Source organism: Paraburkholderia guartelaensis (assembly GCF_004353905.1).
Taxonomy (GTDB): domain Bacteria; phylum Pseudomonadota; class Gammaproteobacteria; order Burkholderiales; family Burkholderiaceae; genus Paraburkholderia; species Paraburkholderia guartelaensis.
Map to the genome: position 1 here is coordinate 21541 of NZ_SMOD01000021.1, position 18819 is coordinate 40359.

Genomic DNA, 18819 nt, shown 5'->3' on the forward strand with positions numbered 1-18819 from the left:
CGAGGGCGCTCGTGCGACTCCGCTCGTGCAACTCACTTCACGGCGAACAGCGTGAGGTTCATGAAGACCTTGAACGCGAACCCGAGCGAGACGGCTGCGCCCACGCCCCCACACCAGAGGAGTACGAACCAGAGCCAGCCGGGCAGCGCGCGGCGCACAGTGTTAGTGGTAGTGATGGGTGTCGCCATGACGCACCTTGCCTCTAAAGACCCAGTAGCTGAGCATCGTGTACGCGAGGATGATCGGCAGAATGAACGCTGCGCCCGCGAGCGTGAACATCTGGCTCTCGCGCGGCGCGGCGGCTTCCCACAGCGTGAGGCCCTGCGGAATCGCGTACGGCCACAGGCTCACGAGCAGGCCCGCATAGCCGAGCAGCACGAGCCCGATGGCTGCGATGAAGGGCGTCTTGTGATGGCGCGCATGCACGGCCCAGCGCATCCACGCGGCGCAGGCGAGCACGAGCAGCGGCACCGGTGCGAGACGCCAGAAGAGGCCCGAACGGAACCAGCGTTCGGCGATGGCCGGGTCCTGCAGCGGCGTCCACAGGCTCACGAGCGCGATGAAGCCGAGCAGCATGACCGTGAGCGGCCAGACGAGCTTGTGCAGGCGGCGCTGCAGGTCGCCCTCGGTCTTCGCAACGAGCCAGCAGGAGCCGAGCAACGCGTAGGTCGCGACGAGCCCGAAACCGGAGAGCAGGCTGAAGGGCGTGAGCCATCCGAAGGCGTCGCCGGCGAACTGGCCGCCGTCCATCGGAATGCCTTGCAGGAACGCGCCGAGCGCGATGCCCTGGAAGAATGCCGCGCCCGTCGAGCCGCCAATGAACGCGAGGTCCCACAAATGCTTCGTGCGATTGGCCTTGGCGCGAATCTCGAACGAGACGCCGCGGAAGATCAGGCACGCGAGCATGAACACGAGCGGCAGGTAGAGCGCGGAAAGCACGGTCGAGTACACCACGGGGAATACGGCGAAGAGCCCCGCGCCGCCGAGCACGAGCCAGGTCTCGTTGCCGTCCCACACGGGGGCGACCGTGTTCATCATGAGATCGCGCTCATCCTCGTCGGGAAAGAGCGGAAACACGATGCCGATGCCGAGATCGAAGCCGTCCAGTACCACGTAGAGAAGAACGCCGAGCGCGATGATCGCGGCCCAGATGACGGTGACATCCATTTGCTTGCTAGCCTCGTAACGATGAATGCGGGGAGCCTCAGGCGTCGATCAGCTGATCGGCGGCGGACATGGGGCGGCGTGCGGTCTGACTCACAGCGAGCGCAGGGTGGGCGACGCGCGGTTCACGTGGCTCGTGAGGCGCATGCGGCTTCGGGTCGGGCAGTGCGGGACCTTTGCGCAGAAGCTTGAGCAGGTAGTAAATGCCCGTGCCGAACACGAGGAAGTACACCGCCACGAAGGCCATCAGCGAAACGCCCACCTGTTGCGCCGTGAGCGGCGACACCGCTTGCGCCGTGCGCATCACGCCGTAGACCACCCAGGGCTGACGGCCGGCTTCGGTCGTGACCCAGCCCGCGAGCAGCGTGATGAAGCCCGTCGGTCCCATGGCGAGCGCGAAGCGCTGGAACCAGCGCGAATCGTAGAGCGTGCCGCGGCGGCGCAGCACCCAGCCGGTCACGCCGAGCACAATCATCAGGATGCCTAAGCCGACCATAACGCGGAAGCTCCAGAACAGCAGCGGCGAATAGGGCCGCTCGTCGGCGGGGAAGGACTTGAGTCCCTTGATCTCGCCGTCCCAGCTATGCGTGAGGATCAGGCTGCCCAGGTGCGGAATGGAAACGGCGTAGCGCGTCGTTTCGGCCTTCATGTCGGGAATGCCGAACAGATTGAGCGCGGTGCCGCCGTGTTCCGTGTCCCAGATGCCTTCGATCGCGGCGATCTTGGCGGGCTGATATTCGCGCGTATTCAGGCCGTGCGCATCGCCCACGAAGGCTTGCACCGGCGCGAGCACGAGCAGCAGGCCGAGCGCCATCGAAAACATCTTCTTGATGGCGGGGTCGCGCCGCCCCTTGAGCAGATGCCACGCGCCGCTCGCGGCCACCACGAGCGCGGCCACGATGAACGCGGCGATCGCCATGTGCGCGAGACGATACGGGAACGACGGATTGAAGATGATCTTGAACCAGTCCACCGGCACGACGTGGCCATCGACGATCTTGAAGCCTTGCGGCGTCTGCATCCAGCTATTCGAGGCGAGGATCCAGAACGTGGAGATGAGCGTGCCGATGGCGACCATCAGCGTCGCGCCGAAGTGGGCGCGCGGGCTCACGCGGTTCCAGCCGAACAGCATGATGCCGAGGAAGCCCGCTTCGAGAAAGAACGCGGTCATGACCTCGTACATCAGCAGCGGTCCGGTGATGGGGCCCGCGAACGACGAAAAGCCCGACCAGTTGGTGCCGAACTCATAGCTCATGACGACGCCGGACACGACGCCCATGCCGAAGGCCACGGCGAAGACCTTCGACCAGAAGAGACAGAGGTCCTTGTAGAACGGTTGGCGCGTTTTAAGCCAGCAGGCTTCGAGCACGGCGATGAAGCTCGCGAGGCCAATGGAGAGCGCCGGAAAGACGATATGAAACGAGACGGTGAAGGCGAACTGCAGCCGGGCCAGGTCGAAGGCGGAAAGTGACGTGTGCATGTGCGTGCCTGTTGCTTGCTTACCGGAGAAAGCGCGGAAGAAACGTCGCACGGTGTGGCAGTGGGGGCGCTGCGCTTCTCGTGCGATGGACGTAAGCGTAGGGGAACGGCGGCAGTTTTGCTGCGGTGCGACGTGCGCCAGCGTGTCGCACTCGTCAATATCAATGAGACGAAAACATGCGCTAACGCATTGATACAGATCAATTTAGATTAAACACTCGTTGTGCAGAGGGGACGGGCGAAGGGTGTCGCGCTGCGTCAATACACCGCGCTGCCGCATGGGGTGCGGCAATGTGCCTCGGCGTGCGGCGTAGGGAATCGTGCGGGGGAGAAATCAGGCGCGCCCGGCGGCACGATCGGTATGTGCGACGCCAGGCGGAAAAGCTCAGGAATACGATGGAAATGGCGTCAGCGTGGATCGCTCCACAGCTTGCCGGCCGTCGCCCAGTTTTCCGGCTTCACGTCGTGAAAGATGATGTCGACGGATTGCGGCTCGACGCCGAGCACCTTGCACGTGGTCTCGGTCAACGCGGCGGCGAGCTGGCGTTTTTGTTCGACGCTGCGGCCTTCGAACATTTCGATGTGGAATGTCGGCATGCGGGTCTCCTTGAAAAGTGAGTGAAGCGATGGAATGGGCGCGATCAGTCGCGGTATGACGAATCGATGCGATCGAGCTTACGCAGCAGCGCCGGCCATTCGAGCACGCCTTCGATCGCGCCGCCATCGCGCAACTGCTCGGCCGTGCGTTCGGCGACCCCGGGCGGCGGCACGACGAGCGGCACGCCGCCGGCCTGCGCCTGCAGCTGGATTTCGCAGGCCTTGATGAGCGTCGCCATCAGCACATAGGCTTCGGCCACCGTGCGGCCGGTGGTGAGCGTGCCGTGATTGCGCAGCAGCATGGCCGGGTGCGCGCCGAGACTTGCCGTGAGGCGCGTGCCTTCGGCGGGCGTGAAGGCGAGGCCTTCGTAGTCGTGCCAGGCGAGCTGGCCGTAAAAACGCAATGCGTGCTGCGAAGCGGGCAAGAGGCCGTCGCGCTGGATCGACACCGCAATGCCCGCCGTATTGTGCAGATGCATCACGCACACGGCGTCGGGCCGCGCGAGATGGACGGCCGCGTGCAGCGCGAAGCCGGTGGCATTCACGGGATGCTCGCTTGCGCCGACGATACGGCCTTCGGTGTCGATCTTCACGAGATTCGAGGCGCGCACTTCGTCGAAGGCGAGGCCGAACGGATTGATGAGGAAGCGGCCCGCCTCGCCCGGTATGGCGGCGGAGACGTGCGTGTAGATGAGGTCGTCCCAGCCGTTGAGTGCGATGAGGCGGTAAGCGGCGGCGAGATCGACGCGTAGTTGCTGCTCGGCGGCGGAGCGCGGCGCGGTCTCGGCGCAGGTGCTCGCCGGGCGATGGGCGAAAGACATGGCGATTCCTTCAGCGGACGATGGACTCTTCAGACGGCGTGGATGACGCAGGACGCAGGCATCGCGCGGCCGCGTGCACGCTCCAGCTTGCCAGCACGAACGGCGCCGTCAACGCGGGCAGTCCGCAGCGTACGGCGGCCAGATGCAGGGCTGCGGCGAGCATGGTCGCACAGATCGCGGCGCGTGTGCCGAGCGCGCAGACCGCGAGCGCAGCAAGCGCGCCGTTGAAGCCGGCGAGGCCCGCGCCGAAGGCGTCCGGGCTTGCGCCGCACGCGAGTTCGAGCGCGCTCGCGAGCGCCGCACCGCCGAGCGCGTAGGCGGCTGCGCGCCGCGACGACCAGGCGAGGCCCGCGAGCACGCATAGGCCCGCCGCCGCGCCCGAGGCAAAGGTGGTTTGCGCGAGGCCGCTCAGCACGCCGGCGGCGGCGTGTGCGGCGGCGGCGAGCGGTGCGCCGTGCGGGGCCGGCGGCGCCGCGGCAATCGCGCTGGCGATGGGGGCGCTGCCGGGATGCAGCGGCAGCCAGATCCAGGTCGCGATGAGGCAGGGCGCGGAATACAGGCCGAGCCGGGCGCGGGCGAGGCGGCGGTTCAGCGGCCCGGCGATCCACGCGCTCGCGCCGCCCGCGATGAGCGCAAGCGCGGCCGCCGTGCCCGCATCGCCGACGAAGGTGAACGCCGCGAGCGCGGCGAGCGCGCCGTTGTAGCCTGCGAGGCCGTCGCGGATCGCCGTTTCTGCATGGCCCGCCACGACCGCGCAGACGTTGGCCGCAGCGGCGCCGAGCAGGGCGGCGAAAGCCAGCCGCCAGTCGGTGAGCGCGAGCGCCGCGAGCAGGCACGCGCCCGTTCCCGCGTGTGCTTGCAGCACGATCTGGCCGAGGCTGCGCAAAAGCGCGCCAACGGCGGCGGTATCGGCAGTGGCGCCGGAAGCGGCGGAAAATCGGGCGGACATGGCGAAGGCGTGGTGTGCGGGTACGGGCGAGTGCGGCCCAGGTGCGAGGCGCACGGCCGGCCAGAATGGGAGCATAGGCGATGCAGACCGCCTGGCGCATGCGCGTGTGTTGATAGTCGCTATTTGCCGCCGCGTTACGATATGGGCACGGCGGTTATCGTGATTATCCAGAGACAGTCTGCGTGGGAGGCGAACGATGCGTGAAGTGCGTTGGGCATCCGAGACGGGCGAGGGTATCGAGCATCTGGCGTTCGATGCGCATTGCGCCCCGAAGTTTGGCGAAAAAGGCGACACGATCCGCGCGGAAAGCGTGGTCATCGGCGAACGCTACGGCAAGTCCTATGGCCTGTGCTACGCCATCGAGTGCGATGCGCACTGGCGGGTGCGCTGGGCGGCGTTTCGCGTGATGGGCGGCGGCTCGCTCGTGCTCCAGAGCGACGGCAAGGGCCACTGGACCGACGGCGAGGGGCGCGCACTGGAAGCGCTCGACGGCTGCATCGACATCGACATCGCCGCGACGCCGTACACGAACACGCTGCCGATCCGGCGTCTGGGCCTTGCGCGCGGCGAGCGCCAGCCGATCCGTGTGGTGTACATCGCCGCGCCCGAACTGGAGCCCAAGCCTGTCGAGCAGGCCTATGTGTGCATCGAGCGCGACCGCGAGTATCGCTACGAGGGCATCTTTCGCGACTTCACGGCGAACCTGCGTGTGGACGAAGATGGGCTCGTGATCGACTATCCGACGCTGTTCCGGCGTCTGCCGCCGCCGGACTGATAGAACGCGTCGACAAGATGCTTACGCCGCGCCGCCTGCGCTTTTGCCGAACAGCAACTGTTCGATCAGCGTGTTGTCGATGGTTTCGTTGTTGAGCGTGCGTGCGAGCAGTTCGCCCGCGAGCAGTTGCGGTGAAAACACCATATCCGGCTGCAAGAGACGCAGCCGTTGCAGGTTGCGGCTGTCGTTGACGAGCGCCACGGTGCGCACCTTCGGCGCGATCTCCTTGATCGCGAGAATCACGAAGGCGTTCTCGGCGTCGTCCGAGCGCAGCGCGAGCGCGGCGAGCGCGGTTTCGGCGCCCGCGTTGTGCAGCGTGGCGGTGTCGCTCGCATCGCCGATGATGAGATCGGCCTCCTGCGGATAATTGTGCGGCGTATTCGGCGCGACGATCACGGTTGCCGCGTAGCCGCGCTTGAGGAGCCCCGCGTACACGCTATGCGCGAGCGGCGACGCGCCGACGATCAGATAGTGGTTCTTGCGGGTCACGTTGGAAATGCCTCCCTTCACGATGCGTTTCAAATGGCCGCCGATCACGGGCCCGATTACAGCGCTGATCGACGTCGCGAACACGGTGATGCCGAGCACGATGATAGAGGCCGTAAAGAGCCGCGCGGTGTCCGAGCGCGGCACGATGTCGCCGTAGCCGACCGTGGACATCGACACGATCGAGAAGTAGAACGCCGTGACGAGGTTGCGGATAGGCGGGTCGAAATCTTCGCCGAGATACAGCGAGCCGAACACCGCATAGACGATCAACGAGCCAATGCTCAGGAATGCGAACAACGAGCCGACGGCGACGCTCGCGCGATCGAAGCGGCGCCAGTAGTAGATGAGCGCACAGGCCAGCGCGAGCGAGAAGCCGGCGAGCGCGTTGCTGCGATAGTCGCCCCACAGGCAGATGCTGGTCGCGCCGGCGAGCAGCACCAGTGAAAGCACCCATGCCACGCGCGCGCGCAACGCGATGCCGAACGACATCATCGTGAGGCCGGTTGCAACGAGCGCCTGGGGCAGCGCGAGCACGCCGAACGCGTTGATGAGCGTGATCCAGTCGTCGAACCAGTTGCCGCGCGCGTGTTCGAGCGCCTTCTGGGCGACCGGGCGCACCAGCAGCAGGCCGTCGATCACCAGCAGCAAGGCCAGATAGCCGTGCGGCACGAGCCCTCTGGCGTAGCCGCGCAGGCGGCGCGCGTACGCGTTCATTGCTGCGCTTGTTGAGTCGATTGCGCCGGTTGCTCGGGTTCTCCCGGTTGCGTCTGCACGATGTGCAGTTCGCGCGTGCGCAGGGGCAGCGAGCAGTGCGCGTCATTGAGCGCCTGGCGCACCTTGCGCGAAAGCTCCCAGCGCATCTCCCAGAACGTGTCGATGTTCGACCACACGCGCACGTTGAGCACGGCGGTGCTGTCGTCGAAGCGTGCCACCATCACTTGAGGCGCGGGCGAGGCCAGTACGCGCGGATCGGCGGCGGCGAGCGTGCGCAGCGCGTCGATGGCGCGGTTCACGTCGTCGCGCACCGACACTTCCACTTCGAGGTCGAGCCGGCGTGTGGGATTGCGGCTGTAGTTGCGGATCGAATTGCTCCACAGCGCGCTGTTCGGCACGTATTCGCAGATGCCGTCGGGTTTCGTGAGGCGCGTGGTGAAGAGGTTCACTTCCTCGACGGTGCCCGCAACGCTCGCGCCGGCGCTGCCGTCGATATAGTCGCCCACCTTGAACGGCCGCAGCAGCAACAGCATGATGCCGGCCGCAATGTTCTGCAGCGTGCCTTGCAGCGCGAGGCCGATGGCGAGACCGGCCGCGCCGAGCACCGCGACGATGCTGGCGGTCTGGATGCCGATTTGCGAAAGCGCGCCGATTACGGCGACGAGGCGCACGCCCCACACGGCGGTGTCGCGCACGATGGGGCGCAGCGTGGGATCGATGCCGCCGCCTCGCCGCTTGATCCAGTTGCCCACGCGCCGGGAGAGCCACCAGCCGAACCAGAGGATCGCGAAGGCCGCGCACAGGCGCAGCGCGAGCGCGGAGAGCGCGTCCCACAGGAAGCCCCAGTTGGACGGGTGCAGATGTTCGAGGAGGGGTTGCATGGCGAATCAGTCCTTGTCTTCGGAGCCTTGGGTCTGGCTCCGTTGCGAAAGGACGTATTGTACGAGCGGCGTTTCGCTTGCGGCACACGCGTGGCGTGCCGCAATGCGTTTGAGCGCCGCGCGTCAGCTCTTGGGCGGCGTATCCGCGCCCGGCCCGAGCGTGCGCTGCATGAGCGCGGTGTCGCGCCACTCGCCGTGCTTGAAGCCTACGCCGTACAGCGTGCCGGTCAGTGCGAAGCCCAGGCGCTCGTGCAGTTTGAGCGAGCCGCCGCGCGGGTCGGCGACCACGGCGATCATCTGCCGCCATGGGCCTGCCTCGCAGCGCTCGATCAGCGCGTTGAGCAGCGTGTGGCCGAGTCCGCGGCCCCGAAACGCCTCGTCGATATAGATCGAGTCTTCGACCGTAAAGCGGTATGCGGGGCGCGGCCGGTAGGGCGTGGCGTAGCAGTAGCCGGCCACGCGACCGTCGATCTCGGCGACGAGCCAGGGCAGGCCGTGTTCGCGCACGGCGGCGTGGCGGCGCAGGAGTTCGTCGAGCGAGGGCGGCGTCTCCTCGAACGACGCCGTACCGTGCAGCACGTGGTGCGCGTAGATCGCCGCGATGGTGGGGAAGTCGTCGGCAGTGGCGTCGCGCACGTGCGCGTCGGAGTGTGGGTTCATCGTTGGATCGAGGCGCGAAGGCAAATGGGAAGGAGGTTTGCGTTCCTTACTATGCCTCGCGCAGGCGCGCTTTTGAAGCGCGCCAAAAATCCTGACCTAGACGCGCTGCGTGCCCGCGCGATTCGCGACAGAGGAAGCGCCGCTCGCGCGCCCGAAACGCCGCGCACCTGCCACGCACGCGATCACCACGGCGGTGACGGCGATCATCGCCGGCGGCACGGACTCGTGCAGCAGGAGCGCCGCGAGCACGAAGCCGAAGAACGGCTGCAGCAACTGCAACTGCCCAACACCCGCAATGCCGCCGAGCGCGAGCCCGCGATACCAGAACACGAAGCCGATCAGCATGCTGAAAAGCGACACATAGGCGAGCCCCCACCACGAGGCCGCGCCCACCGCGGCGAACGACGCGGGCCGCAGCCACCATGCGAGCGGCGCCATCACGGGCAGCGAGATCACGAGCGCCCAGCAGATCACCTGCCAGCCGCCCAGGCGCCGCGAGAGCCGTGCGCCTTCCGCATAGCCGAGCCCGCACACGATGATCGCGCCGAGCATGAGCGCGTCGCCGAGCGGCGAGGCGTCGATGCCGTGGCGCAGCGCGAATGCCACCACGGCGGCGCTCCCCGCCGCGGAAAAGATCCAGAAGGCCGGCTGCGGGCGCTCGCCCGCACGCAACACGCCGAACACGGCCGTGGCGAGCGGCAGCAAGCCGACGAACACGATGGCGTGCGCCGAACTCACGTGCTGGAGCGCGAGCGCGGTGAGGAGCGGAAAGCCCACCACCACGCCAAGCGCGACGATGACGAGCGGCCAGACCTCGGCGCGCGCGGGCCGTGCGGCGCGCAGCACAAGAAGCAGCAGCACGCTGAGCATGCCCGCGATGGTCGCACGCACGCTGGTGAGGAACACGGGGGCGAAGCCGAGCACGGCGAGCCGCGTGGCGGGCAGCGATCCGCTGAAGATGAGGACGCCTGCGAGACCGCAGAGCCAGCCGTCGGTGGTGGAGTCGAGCGTTTTGCGCATGAGCTTTGGCAAGGGGAAGCTTCGGTGATCGATCCGCTGATGATGCGCGCCGCGCCGCGCGAAGGTAAGCTACAGATCAGTACAATTTGTTCAAACTGTATTGAACACGGAGCAGTACAGATGAAAGACAGAGCGAGGACGCAAGCCCTGCCGATGACGCGCGTCGAGCAGGTGATGCAGGCGCTGCGCGAGCGCATTGCCGCGCGGGCGTTGGCCGCCGGCGCGCGCGTGCCGTCCATCCGGGCGATGAGCGAGCAGCTTGGCGTGTCGAATTCGACGGTAGTGGAGGCCTACGAGCGCCTCGTCGCCGAAGGCGTGCTCGTCGCGCGGCGCGGCGCGGGATTTTTCGTGGCCGGTCACGCACCGCCGCTCGCGCTCGCCGCGCTCGGGCCGCAGCTCGACCGCGAGATCGATCCGCTCTGGCTCACGCGCCAGTCGCTGCAGACCGAGGCCGACGCGCTGCGGCCCGGCTGCGGCTGGCTGCCCGCCTCGTGGCTGCCGCAGGACGCCGTGCGGCGCGCGCTGCGTGCCCTCGCACGCGACCCGCGCGCGCCGCTCACCGATTACGCGTCGCCGTTTGGTCTGCCGGCGCTGCGCCAGCAGCTGGCATGGCGGCTCGGCCAGCACGGCGTGGAGGCTGCGCCCGAGCAGATCTTGCTGGCCGACGGCGGTACCCAGGCGCTCGACCTGCTGTGCCGCTTCCTGCTGGAGCCGGGCGACACCGTGCTCGTGGACGACCCGTGCTACTTCAATTTCCAGGCCCTGCTGCGCGCGCACCGCGTGCGCGTGGTTGGTGTGCCGTACACGCCGACGGGCCCGGATCTTGCCGCGTTCGAGCGCACGCTGGCCGAATCGCGGCCGCGCCTTTACGTGACGAACTCGGCGGTCCACAACCCCACGGGCGCGACGCTCGCGCCCGCCGTTGCACATCGCCTGCTCAAGCTCGCGGAGGAACACGACCTCCTGATCGTCGAGGACGATATCTTCGCCGACTTCGAGATCGAGCCCGCGCCGCGCCTCGCGGCTTTCGACGGGCTCGCGCGCGTCGTGACGATCGGCAGCTTCTCGAAGACGATGTCGGCGGCGGCGCGCTGCGGTTTCATCGCGGCGCGTGCCGACTGGATCGAGCCGCTCGTGGATCTCAAGCTCGCGGTCTCGTTCGGCAACGGGGAGATGGTGGCGGAACTCGTGCACCGCCTGCTCGTGGACGGCACCTATCGGCGGCACCTGGACGGCTTGCGCGCGAAGCTCGCCGACGCCATGGGCGAAACGCTGCGGCGGCTTTCGGCGCTGGGCCTGACCGCATGGACGCGGCCGCAGGCGGGTCTATTCGTCTGGGCGCAATTGCCGGACGGACTCGACGCGGCGCAGATCGCGCGCGAGGCGCTGGCGGAAGGCGTGGTGCTCGCGCCGGGCAACGTGTTCAGCGTGTCGCGCAGCGCGGGCGATTTCCTGCGTTTCAATGTTTCGCAGTGCAATCGTCCGAAGGTCTACGAAACATTGCAGCGTGCGATGGAGCGGGTGGCGCAGCCGGCATGAAGCGGCTGCGCCCGAGCATCACGGTTCGTGACGCAGATAGCCTTCCTTCGACGGATCGCGCATGCGCCACGAGACGATCAGCGAAATCGCGCACAGCGCGGTCACGTACCAGTAGAACGTGGACTCGCTGCCGGCGGCCTTGAACCACAGCGCGACGTATTCGGCGGAGCCGCCAAACAGCGCGTTCGCTACCGCGTACGAGAGGCCCACGCCCATCGCACGCACTTCGGGCGGGAACATCTCCGCCTTGATGAGGCCGCTGATCGACGTGTAGAAGCTGACGATCGCGAGCGCCACCGTGATCAGCGCGAATGCGGCCACGGGGCTCGCCACGTCCTTGAGCGCATGCATGAGCGGCACCGTGCCGATGACTGCGAAAGCGCCGAACAGGATCATCGACGTGCGGCGGCCGATCTTGTCGGAAAGCGCGCCGAACACCGGCTGCATCAGCATGTAGACGAAGAGCGCGCAGGTCATGACGTTGCTCGCGGTTTTCGCGTGCATGCCGGCCGTGTTCACGAGGTACTTCTGCATATAGGTCGTGAACGTGTAGAAGATCAGCGAGCCGCCTGCCGTGAAGCCCACGACGGTCAAGAACGCGCCCTTGTGCTGCCACACGCCGCGAATCGTGCCCGCGTCGCGCTTGTGGCGCGACTCGCTCGTCGAGGTTTCATCGAGCGATTTGCGCAGATAGAGCGAGATCAGCGCGGCGAATGCGCCGACCACGAACGGAACGCGCCAGCCCCAGGCCTTCAGTTCTTCGGTCGAGAGCGTTTGCTGCAGGATCACGAGCACGAGGAGCGCACAGAGCTGGCCGCCGATCAGCGTGACGTACTGGAACGACGCGAAGAAGCCGCGCCGGCCCTTGAGCGCGACCTCGCTCATATAGGTCGCGCTCGTGCCGTACTCACCGCCGACCGAAAGCCCCTGGAAGAGTCGCGCGACCAGCAGCAGGAACGGGGCGAACGCGCCGATCTGTGCGTAGGTGGGCAGCATGGCGATCACGAGCGAGCCGCCGCACATCATGAGCACCGAGATCATCATCGCGGTGCGGCGGCCGTGGCGGTCGGCGATGCGGCCGAACAGCCAGCCGCCGATGGGGCGCATGAGGAAGCCCGCGGCGAACACGCCGGCGGTGTTGAGCAACTGCGTGGTGGTGTTGCCGCTCGGGAAGAACGCGGGTGCGAAATACAGCGCGCAGAACGAGTAGATATAGAAGTCGAACCACTCGACGAGATTGCCCGACGAGGCGCCGACGATGGCGAATACGCGTCGCCTCGTGTCTTGCGCGGATAGCGTGGCTTGGTTGGTCTGGACGTCCATGGGCGGGTCTTCTCCTGGTTTGTGTGTTTTTTGGCGAGCGGCCGTCAAGCAGCCGTCGCGAGAGTTGGAACGTGCGCCGCCGGGTCCCGGTGCGCGATGCCCGCGATTTTAGCTAACTGTAATTACTTGTGTGGAAAATGTAATAACTGTGCGAACGGGTCGGATCAGGCCCCTTCAAGCCCCTTCAGGCCGAAGTGACACCGGTTCGCGAGGCAGAAAAAAAGCCAGCGGGGAAGCGCTGGCTTGAAGGGAAAGCAAGGGAAACGCGCTCAATGCTGCTTGCGCAGCGGCACGTCACGCAGCAGCCACGACAGCGCGAACGAGAGCACCACCACGACCGCCGCCGAGAGATAAACCGTGTGCAGTGCACCGGCGAACGCATCGAGATACTGCGCGTGCAGCGTGGGCGGCAAATGGTGGATCACGTCGGGCGTGAGCGGCTGCGGCAGTTGCACGTCGGCGGTAAGCACCTTTTCGAGCCGTGCGTTCAGCCCATGCGAGAACACCGCGCCGAACGCGGCCACGCCCACTGAGCCGCCAATCGAGCGGAACAGCGTCGCGCCCGACGTGGCCACGCCCATGTGGCGAAACTCCACGGCGTTCTGCACGGCGAGGATCAGCACCTGCATCACCATGCCGAGTCCACAGCCGAGCAGACCCATGTAGAGATACATGAGGTGGATGGGCGTGCCGATCTGCAGGCGCGCGAGCAGCATCATCGCCACGGCCACGAGCGCGGTGCCCACGATCGGGAATATGCGGTACTTGCCGATCTTGCTGATGATGCGGCCCGTGATGATCGACATCACGAGCACGCCGCCCATCATCGGCAGCATCTGCATGCCGGCCTGCGAGGGCGTCGAGCCCTTCACCACCTGCAGATAGAGCGGCAGGAACGTGACCGAGCCGAACAGCGACACGCCCACAATGAAGCCGATCAGGCTCGCGAGCACGAAGGTGCGCTGGCGAAAGAGTTCGAGCGGGATGATGGGCTCGGCGGCGTGCTTTTCCTCGTGGATGAAGCCCGCGACAGCGACGATGCCGAGCAGCAGCGTGAGCCAGAGCGTGGGCGACGTCCACGGCAGGAGCGAGCCGCCCTCGCTCGTGAAAAGGATCAGGCAGGTGAGGGCAGCGGCGAGCCAGCCCGCGCCCATGTAGTCGATCACGTGCTTCACGTGCGCGGCGCGCGGCTTGAACACCGCGCCGATCACCACGAGCGCGATCGCGCCGAGCGGCAGATTGATGTAGAAAATCCAGCGCCACGACAGATGCTCGACGAGAAAGCCGCCAAGCAGCGGCCCGATCACCGTGGCGATGCCGAACACGCCGCCGAACATGCCCTGATACTTGCCGCGCTGCGCGGGCGGAATCACGTCGCCGATGGCGGCCATCGTCACGACCATCAGGCCGCCGCCGCCGATGCCCTGCAGGGCACGGAGCGCGATGAGCTGCTCCATGTTCTGGGCTACGCCGCAAAGCGCCGAGCCGATCAGGAAGATCACGATGGCGGCCTGCAGCACGATCTTGCGCCCGAACAGGTCGCCGAACTTGCCGTAGAGCGGCACGACGATCGTCGAGGTGAGCAGGTAGGCCGTGACGACCCACGAGAGCCGGTCGAGCCCGCCCAGCTCGCCGACGATGGTGGGCAGCGCCGTCGAGACGATGGTCTGGTCGAGCGCGGCCAGCAGCATGACGAGCAGGAGCGCCGGAAACAGCAGCCGGATCGGCGGATGGCCGCCGGTATCGGCAGCCGGGCCCGACGCCAGCACCGCTGCATTCGCGTGAGCGCCAACCCCCGCCGTAGCGGGCACAGGGTGTTTCGTGCTGGGTTTCATCGTGTCCGTCTATCTTGAAATTAATTAATTCGGAGGTTAATATTAGGACAATTATTCCAGTTGGTCAAAATTCATTTTGTTACCGGATAAGACACCTATGAACGCGCCAGAACCTTCCCTCGACAACGCCAGCGGCACGCCAGGCCGGGCCGCCGCGCGCCGTCCCGGCCGGCCGAGTGGCGGCGTGGGCGGGGCGGAGCAGCGGGCGCGTCTGATCGACGCTGCACTTGTGCTGTTCGCGCGTCAGGGCATCCTCGACACGTCGCTTGCCGCCATCGCCCGCGAGGCGGGCGTGACGCCGGCGATGGTCCACTACTACTTCAAGACCCGCGATCAGCTGATCGACGTGCTGATCGACGAGCGTTTCATTCCGCTGCGCGAGGCGCTTGGCGACACCTTCGCGGAGCATCCCGACGATCCCGTGGCGGCGCTCACTGCGCTCGTGCAGCGCTTCGTGGCGCTGGGGCAGCGCAATCCGTGGTTTCCGCCGCTGTGGGTGCGCGACGTCATCAGCGAGGGCGGCGTGCTGCGCCAGCGCATGCTCGAGCGCCTCGGCCGCGAGCACCAGGAAAAGGCCCACACGGCAATTGCGCGCTGGCAGCGCGAGGGCCGGCTCAACGCGGCGCTGGAGCCTTCGCTGCTGTTCCAGTCGCTGATGGGCCTGACGCTCCTGCCGCTCGCCACCAGCCAGATGTGGCGCGGCGACGCGCACCGGCCTCACGTCGGCGTCGACGCGATCGTGCGTCATGCGGTCGCGCTCATCACCGAGGGCGTGGGGCCCCGGCGCGTGGACGCGCGCGCCGATACGGGCATTGATACGGATTAGTCGTCAGCGTGCGACGTGGTACGCTCCGGGACCTTTGCGGCACGGCCCGTGCGCTGTGCCGCGCGAATGTTTCCCGGTCGAGGTCCGGTCTGCCTTCTTCTTCCGCTTCTTCCCGCGCTTCTGCGCATCGAGCCCCCGCCATCGTCTGGTTTCGCGACGATCTCCGGCTTGCCGACCAGCCCGCGCTCGCGCAGGCCGCAGCGAGCGGCCTCCCGCTGATCTGCGTCTGGATCCACGATCCGCACGCCTCGGGCGAGCGCACGGAGGGCGGCGCGGCGCGCTGGTGGCGTCATGAATCGCTGCGCGCGCTCGAAGCCGCGCTGGCCGCTCGCGGCGGCCGCCTGCTGCTCTTGCAGGGCGACGAAGCGACGACGCTCGACGCCCTCGTCACGGAAACCGGCGCGCAAGCTGTGTACTGGAACCGCCGCTACGGCGCGGCGCAACGCGAGGTCGATCGCGCCCTCAAAGCCTCGCTGCGCGAGCGCGGCGTCAGTGTCGAGAGCTTCAGCGGTCAGCTCCTCAACGAGCCGTGGACGGTGCTCAATCAGTCCGGCGAGCCATTTCAGGTCTTCAGCGCGTACTGGCGCGCCTGCCTGCGCGTGGGCGATCCGCCGCCGCCGGAAGGCGAGCCCGAACGGATGATTTTTCAATCGCTGCCAGCACGTCTTACCCAGCGCGCATCGAAACTCGACGCGCTCGGCCTGGCGCCGCGCGCGCCCGACTGGTCGGGCGGCTTGCGCGAGGCCTGGCCGGCGGGCGAGGAAGCCGCGCTGGAGCGCCTGCGCGCGTTCCTCGCCACCGACCTCGATGCCTACGCCGGCGAGCGCGACGAACCCGGCGACGCCGCCACGAGCCGCCTCTCCCCGTATCTCGCTGTCGGCGCAATTTCGCCGCGCCAGGTCTGGGCGGCGCTCAGGGCGGCGCAGCACGCGCACGGACGGGGATCGGCGCGGCGCGCCGCGAGCGCCGAAAAGTTCGCGAGCGAGTTGGGCTGGCGGGAGTTCTGCCATTACCAACGCTTTCACTACGCCGATCTGGCAACGCGCAACCTGCGTCCCGCTTTCGACGCCATGCCGTGGCGCAAGGACGCTGCCGGTCTGAAAGCGTGGCAGCGCGGGCTGACCGGCTATCCGCTCGTCGATGCCGGCATGCGCGAGCTTTGGCACACCGGCTGGATGCACAACCGCGTGCGCATGGTCGCGGCTTCTTTCCTGAGCAAGCATCTGCTGATCGACTGGCGCGCGGGCGAATCCTGGTTCTGGGACACGCTCGTCGATGCCGACCCGGCCAGCAACCCGGCCAACTGGCAGTGGGTGGCGGGCTCGGGCGTGGATGCCGCGCCGTATTTCCGCATCTTCAATCCGGTGCTGCAGGGTCAGAAGTTCGACCCGCGCGGCACCTACGTGCGGCATTGGGTGCCGGAGCTGGCAGACCTGCCCGATGCGCTCGTCCACCAGCCGTGGAAGGCCAGCGCGCAGCAGCTCGAAGCTGCGGGCGTGCGTCTCGGCAAAGATTATCCGGAACCTGTCGTCGAGCACGAACTGGCGCGCCAGCGTGCACTCGAAGCCTTTGCGCAAACCGGTAAGGCCAAGGGCCTTGCCGCTTCGCGACAGGATCCAGAGCAGGACACAAAACAGGGCGGCAAGGCGTGAGCGCGGCCGTCATCGGGCTGTCTTGTGATGCGGCTATCGTGCGCGGCGCGGCTGGGCGCACTCACAGCACGCGGGAACCGGACGGCATTAAGATTGCTCTATCAGGACGGCCCGCGTTGCCGTGCGCCCGGCGTGATACCGGGCTCGTAGCCTTGCGGCACTCGGCCTGACAGACAGAAAGGCATGTAAGCAAACACAATGAACGCAGTACACAAGCTCGACCGGACGACCATCGTCCTCGTCGAAGACGACCCGCACAGCCGGGCGTCACTGACTTCGCTCCTCGAGGCGGAGGGTGCGCATGTCGTGGCGGTCGAAGACGCCGAAACCGGCGTCGAGGCGGCGCTGAGCCTGCACCCCGATGCCGTGGTCTGCGATCTCGACCTCCCGGCCATGGATGGCTTCTATCTGATCCAGCGTTTGCGCGACTACGAAATTCGCGGCGATCACGCACCGACCGTCGCGGTCGCGCTCACGGGCCATACCGACGAAAGCTGGCGTTTGCGCAGCATCGGCGAAGGCTTTCAGCACTTCATGACCAAGCCGGCCCGGCCGGAAGAACTGGTGACGCTGCTGAGCGACGCGATCGACGCGCGCCAGTCGCTGTGACGCCGCGCGCGTAGCGAGGCCGGAAACGGGCGGGTGCTGATGGACTGGAGCGCCGCGACATGCGGCGCGGCTGATCCGTTGCCTGCGCTGACGTGCGGCTAAAGTTAGCTAACGGACGAGGACTGCGCGGCGGCTTCGGGCGCGGCAGCGGCGTCCGCCTTTACGGCCTTGCCGGCCGAACTAGCCTGAATCTCCTGGCATTGCGCGCAGAGACCCTTGAGTTCGATGCCGTCGCCGGCGAGCCGGTAGCCCGCGGCCTCGATCTGCGCAACTAACGCTTGGCGCAGCTTGGGCTCGTGCAACTCGGTGACGTTGCCGCACTGCTGGCACACCACGAGAATGCCGTGCTGACACTGCGTGAGGTCGTGGCAAACGGCGAACGCGTTGATCGACTCGATGCGGTGAATGAGCCCCGCCGACAGCAGGAAGTCGAGCGCCCGGTAGACCGTGGGCGGCGCCGAACCCGGATGGATCTGGCGCATTTCGTCGAGCAGCGAATACGCCTTGGTCGCGCGTCCCGAGGCGAGCAGCAACTCCAGCACCTTGCGGCGGATCGGCGTGAGCTTTTCGCCGCGCTCGCGGCAATAGGCCTCGGCCATCGCGAGTGCGGACTCGACCGACGCGCCCTTGGCGACGTCATGCGAATGGGCGTGGCCGTGATCGTGCGCGTGGTCGTGCGCCTCGCCTTGCGTGTTGCTGTGCAGGGCCAAGGCGTCCGGGGACGGTTTTGCTGTCTTCATGCTTGCGATTATACGGGGCGCGCCGCCGGCCCGCCCGCGCCGCCATGGAGCGACGGCTCAGGTGAGCGGCAGATCGATGTACTTGCGGAAGCCCTGGCGCTGCGCGATGCGCTGATACCACCGCTCGACATTCGGCAGCGGCTCACGTTCCACGCCTTCGAGTCCGAACCAGCGCCGCGCGTACGCGCCGAGCACGATGTCGGCGAGCGAGAAGCGCTCGTTTTCCATGAAGAAGCGGCCTTGCAGATGGTGGTCGAGCAGCCGCCAAAGCGGGGTCAACTGATCGAAGTCTGCCGCGAGCTTCGCCGTGTCGCGCTTTTCGGGCGGCGTGCGTACGAGCGCGAGAAACACAGGGCGCTCGATGGGCGCGAGCGTGCCGATCGACCAGTCGAGCCAGCGCTCGATCGAGGCGCGCACCTTCGGGTCGGTCGGGTAGAGCAGGCTCGAGGGACCGTACTCCATCGCCAGATAACGCAGGATCGCGTTCGACTCCCACAGCACGAACGTGCCGTCGGTGATCGTCGGCACCTTGCCGTTCGGATTCATGGCGAGATAGGAAGGCTCGTTGAGATGGCCGAACGAGCCGCCCGCGTCGATGCGCTGGAACGGCAGCACGAGTTCATCGCAACACCACAGGACTTTCTGGACATTCACCGAATTGGCGCGTCCCCAGATCGTGATCATCTGGCGCGTACTCCTTGCAAGGGGAAAAAGGGTCAAGCGCAGGCCGCCACGATACACGATTC

The 18819-nt window shown here is 67.1% G+C and carries 19 protein-coding genes; 5 read left to right on the forward strand and 14 right to left on the reverse strand.

The features are described 5' to 3' along the window. Window positions 1-32: 32 nt before the first annotated feature. The 6 genes from E1N52_RS44185 to E1N52_RS25230 all read right to left on the reverse strand — a co-directional run bounded on the left by E1N52_RS44185 (window position 33) and on the right by E1N52_RS25230 (window position 5010). Window positions 33-188, reverse strand: a complete 156-nt coding sequence (locus E1N52_RS44185) for a hypothetical protein (protein ID WP_165979443.1) — start codon at window positions 186-188, stop codon at window positions 33-35. After that, complete coding sequence (cydB, locus tag E1N52_RS25210) at window positions 163-1167, reverse strand: cytochrome d ubiquinol oxidase subunit II (protein WP_133185497.1); 1005 nt, start codon at window positions 1165-1167, stop codon at window positions 163-165. Before cydB ends, E1N52_RS44185 begins: the two co-directional genes overlap by 26 nt. 37 nt (window positions 1168-1204) lie before the next feature. Beyond that, on the reverse strand, window positions 1205-2644 hold the full coding sequence (locus E1N52_RS25215) for a cytochrome ubiquinol oxidase subunit I (RefSeq protein WP_133185499.1): 1440 nt from the start codon (window positions 2642-2644) through the stop codon (window positions 1205-1207). Window positions 2645-3051: 407 nt separating this feature from the next. Further along, window positions 3052-3240: a 4-oxalocrotonate tautomerase gene (locus tag E1N52_RS25220; RefSeq protein WP_028205614.1), complete on the reverse strand. Its 189-nt coding sequence runs from the start codon at window positions 3238-3240 to the stop codon at window positions 3052-3054. Between the two features lie 44 nt (window positions 3241-3284). Then, window positions 3285-4061, reverse strand: a complete 777-nt coding sequence (locus E1N52_RS25225) for a class II aldolase/adducin family protein (RefSeq protein ID WP_133185501.1) — start codon at window positions 4059-4061, stop codon at window positions 3285-3287. 10 nt (window positions 4062-4071) lie between these two features. Beyond that, window positions 4072-5010 (reverse strand): urea transporter, encoded by a 939-nt coding sequence (locus E1N52_RS25230; RefSeq protein ID WP_133185502.1) that lies wholly within the window; start codon window positions 5008-5010, stop codon window positions 4072-4074. Between the two features lie 196 nt (window positions 5011-5206). On the opposite strand from E1N52_RS25230, the gene E1N52_RS25235 reads away from it, so the two are divergent. Then, window positions 5207-5785 carry a putative glycolipid-binding domain-containing protein gene (locus tag E1N52_RS25235; protein ID WP_133185504.1) on the forward strand — a complete coding sequence of 193 codons (579 nt, stop codon included), beginning with the start codon at window positions 5207-5209 and terminating at the stop codon, window positions 5783-5785. A gap of 21 nt (window positions 5786-5806) precedes the next feature. On the opposite strand, the gene kch is transcribed toward E1N52_RS25235, so the two are convergent. From kch to E1N52_RS25255, 4 genes are all read right to left on the reverse strand, one after another. Continuing rightward, entirely contained in the window at window positions 5807-6988 is a 1182-nt protein-coding gene (kch, locus tag E1N52_RS25240) for a voltage-gated potassium channel protein (RefSeq protein WP_133185506.1), read from the reverse strand. Next, a complete protein-coding gene (locus E1N52_RS25245) occupies window positions 6985-7869 on the reverse strand; it encodes a mechanosensitive ion channel family protein (protein ID WP_133185508.1) in 885 nt (294 codons plus the stop codon). The genes kch and E1N52_RS25245 overlap by 4 nt, the downstream gene beginning before the upstream one ends. 123 nt (window positions 7870-7992) lie before the next feature. After that, window positions 7993-8529, reverse strand: coding sequence for a GNAT family N-acetyltransferase (locus E1N52_RS25250; RefSeq protein WP_133185510.1), 537 nt, complete (start codon window positions 8527-8529; stop codon window positions 7993-7995). Between the two features lie 96 nt (window positions 8530-8625). Beyond that, window positions 8626-9549 (reverse strand): DMT family transporter, encoded by a 924-nt coding sequence (locus E1N52_RS25255; RefSeq protein WP_133185511.1) that lies wholly within the window; start codon window positions 9547-9549, stop codon window positions 8626-8628. Window positions 9550-9669: 120 nt separating this feature from the next. On the opposite strand from E1N52_RS25255, the gene E1N52_RS25260 reads away from it, so the two are divergent. Then, window positions 9670-11088, forward strand: coding sequence for an aminotransferase-like domain-containing protein (locus tag E1N52_RS25260; protein ID WP_133185513.1), 1419 nt, complete (start codon window positions 9670-9672; stop codon window positions 11086-11088). An 18-nt stretch (window positions 11089-11106) separates the two neighbouring features. Here E1N52_RS25260 and E1N52_RS25265 read toward each other — a convergent pair whose 3' ends face one another. Beyond that, window positions 11107-12411, reverse strand: a complete 1305-nt coding sequence (locus E1N52_RS25265; RefSeq protein ID WP_133185514.1) for an MFS family transporter — start codon at window positions 12409-12411, stop codon at window positions 11107-11109. A gap of 269 nt (window positions 12412-12680) precedes the next feature. Then, window positions 12681-14246, reverse strand: coding sequence for an MDR family MFS transporter (locus E1N52_RS25270; RefSeq protein ID WP_133185516.1), 1566 nt, complete (start codon window positions 14244-14246; stop codon window positions 12681-12683). 97 nt (window positions 14247-14343) lie between these two features. Here E1N52_RS25270 and E1N52_RS25275 point away from each other — a divergent pair, with 97 nt between their 5' ends. The 3 genes from E1N52_RS25275 (at window position 14344) to E1N52_RS25285 (ending at window position 17333) form a co-directional block, all read left to right on the forward strand. Continuing rightward, a complete protein-coding gene (locus E1N52_RS25275; protein ID WP_133185518.1) occupies window positions 14344-15072 on the forward strand; it encodes a TetR/AcrR family transcriptional regulator in 729 nt (242 codons plus the stop codon). An 89-nt stretch (window positions 15073-15161) separates the two neighbouring features. Then, window positions 15162-16724, forward strand: coding sequence for a cryptochrome/photolyase family protein (locus tag E1N52_RS25280; RefSeq protein ID WP_205965665.1), 1563 nt, complete (start codon window positions 15162-15164; stop codon window positions 16722-16724). A gap of 198 nt (window positions 16725-16922) precedes the next feature. Beyond that, complete coding sequence (locus tag E1N52_RS25285; RefSeq protein ID WP_028205606.1) at window positions 16923-17333, forward strand: response regulator; 411 nt, start codon at window positions 16923-16925, stop codon at window positions 17331-17333. A 104-nt stretch (window positions 17334-17437) separates the two neighbouring features. On the opposite strand, the gene E1N52_RS25290 is transcribed toward E1N52_RS25285, so the two are convergent. After that, a complete protein-coding gene (locus E1N52_RS25290; protein ID WP_133185520.1) occupies window positions 17438-18073 on the reverse strand; it encodes a Fur family transcriptional regulator in 636 nt (211 codons plus the stop codon). Between the two features lie 57 nt (window positions 18074-18130). Beyond that, a complete protein-coding gene (locus tag E1N52_RS25295; RefSeq protein ID WP_069268745.1) occupies window positions 18131-18757 on the reverse strand; it encodes a glutathione S-transferase family protein in 627 nt (208 codons plus the stop codon). Window positions 18758-18819: the final 62 nt, after the last annotated feature.

Coding starts and splice junctions, on each gene's coding strand:
- E1N52_RS25220 (WP_028205614.1), bottom strand. CDS start 3,240: ATGCCGACATTCCACATCGAAATGTTCGAAGGCCGCAGCGTCGAACAA.
- E1N52_RS25275 (WP_133185518.1), top strand. CDS start 14,344: ATGAACGCGCCAGAACCTTCCCTCGACAACGCCAGCGGCACGCCAGGC.
- E1N52_RS25215 (WP_133185499.1), bottom strand. CDS start 2,644: ATGCACACGTCACTTTCCGCCTTCGACCTGGCCCGGCTGCAGTTCGCC.
- E1N52_RS44185 (WP_165979443.1), bottom strand. CDS start 188: ATGGCGACACCCATCACTACCACTAACACTGTGCGCCGCGCGCTGCCC.
- E1N52_RS25250 (WP_133185510.1), bottom strand. CDS start 8,529: ATGAACCCACACTCCGACGCGCACGTGCGCGACGCCACTGCCGACGAC.
- kch (WP_133185506.1), bottom strand. CDS start 6,988: ATGAACGCGTACGCGCGCCGCCTGCGCGGCTACGCCAGAGGGCTCGTG.
- E1N52_RS25230 (WP_133185502.1), bottom strand. CDS start 5,010: ATGTCCGCCCGATTTTCCGCCGCTTCCGGCGCCACTGCCGATACCGCC.
- E1N52_RS25290 (WP_133185520.1), bottom strand. CDS start 18,073: ATGAAGACAGCAAAACCGTCCCCGGACGCCTTGGCCCTGCACAGCAAC.
- E1N52_RS25235 (WP_133185504.1), top strand. CDS start 5,207: ATGCGTGAAGTGCGTTGGGCATCCGAGACGGGCGAGGGTATCGAGCAT.
- E1N52_RS25295 (WP_069268745.1), bottom strand. CDS start 18,757: ATGATCACGATCTGGGGACGCGCCAATTCGGTGAATGTCCAGAAAGTC.
- E1N52_RS25225 (WP_133185501.1), bottom strand. CDS start 4,061: ATGTCTTTCGCCCATCGCCCGGCGAGCACCTGCGCCGAGACCGCGCCG.
- E1N52_RS25270 (WP_133185516.1), bottom strand. CDS start 14,246: ATGAAACCCAGCACGAAACACCCTGTGCCCGCTACGGCGGGGGTTGGC.
- E1N52_RS25265 (WP_133185514.1), bottom strand. CDS start 12,411: ATGGACGTCCAGACCAACCAAGCCACGCTATCCGCGCAAGACACGAGG.
- E1N52_RS25285 (WP_028205606.1), top strand. CDS start 16,923: ATGAACGCAGTACACAAGCTCGACCGGACGACCATCGTCCTCGTCGAA.
- cydB (WP_133185497.1), bottom strand. CDS start 1,167: ATGGATGTCACCGTCATCTGGGCCGCGATCATCGCGCTCGGCGTTCTT.
- E1N52_RS25255 (WP_133185511.1), bottom strand. CDS start 9,549: ATGCGCAAAACGCTCGACTCCACCACCGACGGCTGGCTCTGCGGTCTC.
- E1N52_RS25260 (WP_133185513.1), top strand. CDS start 9,670: ATGAAAGACAGAGCGAGGACGCAAGCCCTGCCGATGACGCGCGTCGAG.
- E1N52_RS25245 (WP_133185508.1), bottom strand. CDS start 7,869: ATGCAACCCCTCCTCGAACATCTGCACCCGTCCAACTGGGGCTTCCTG.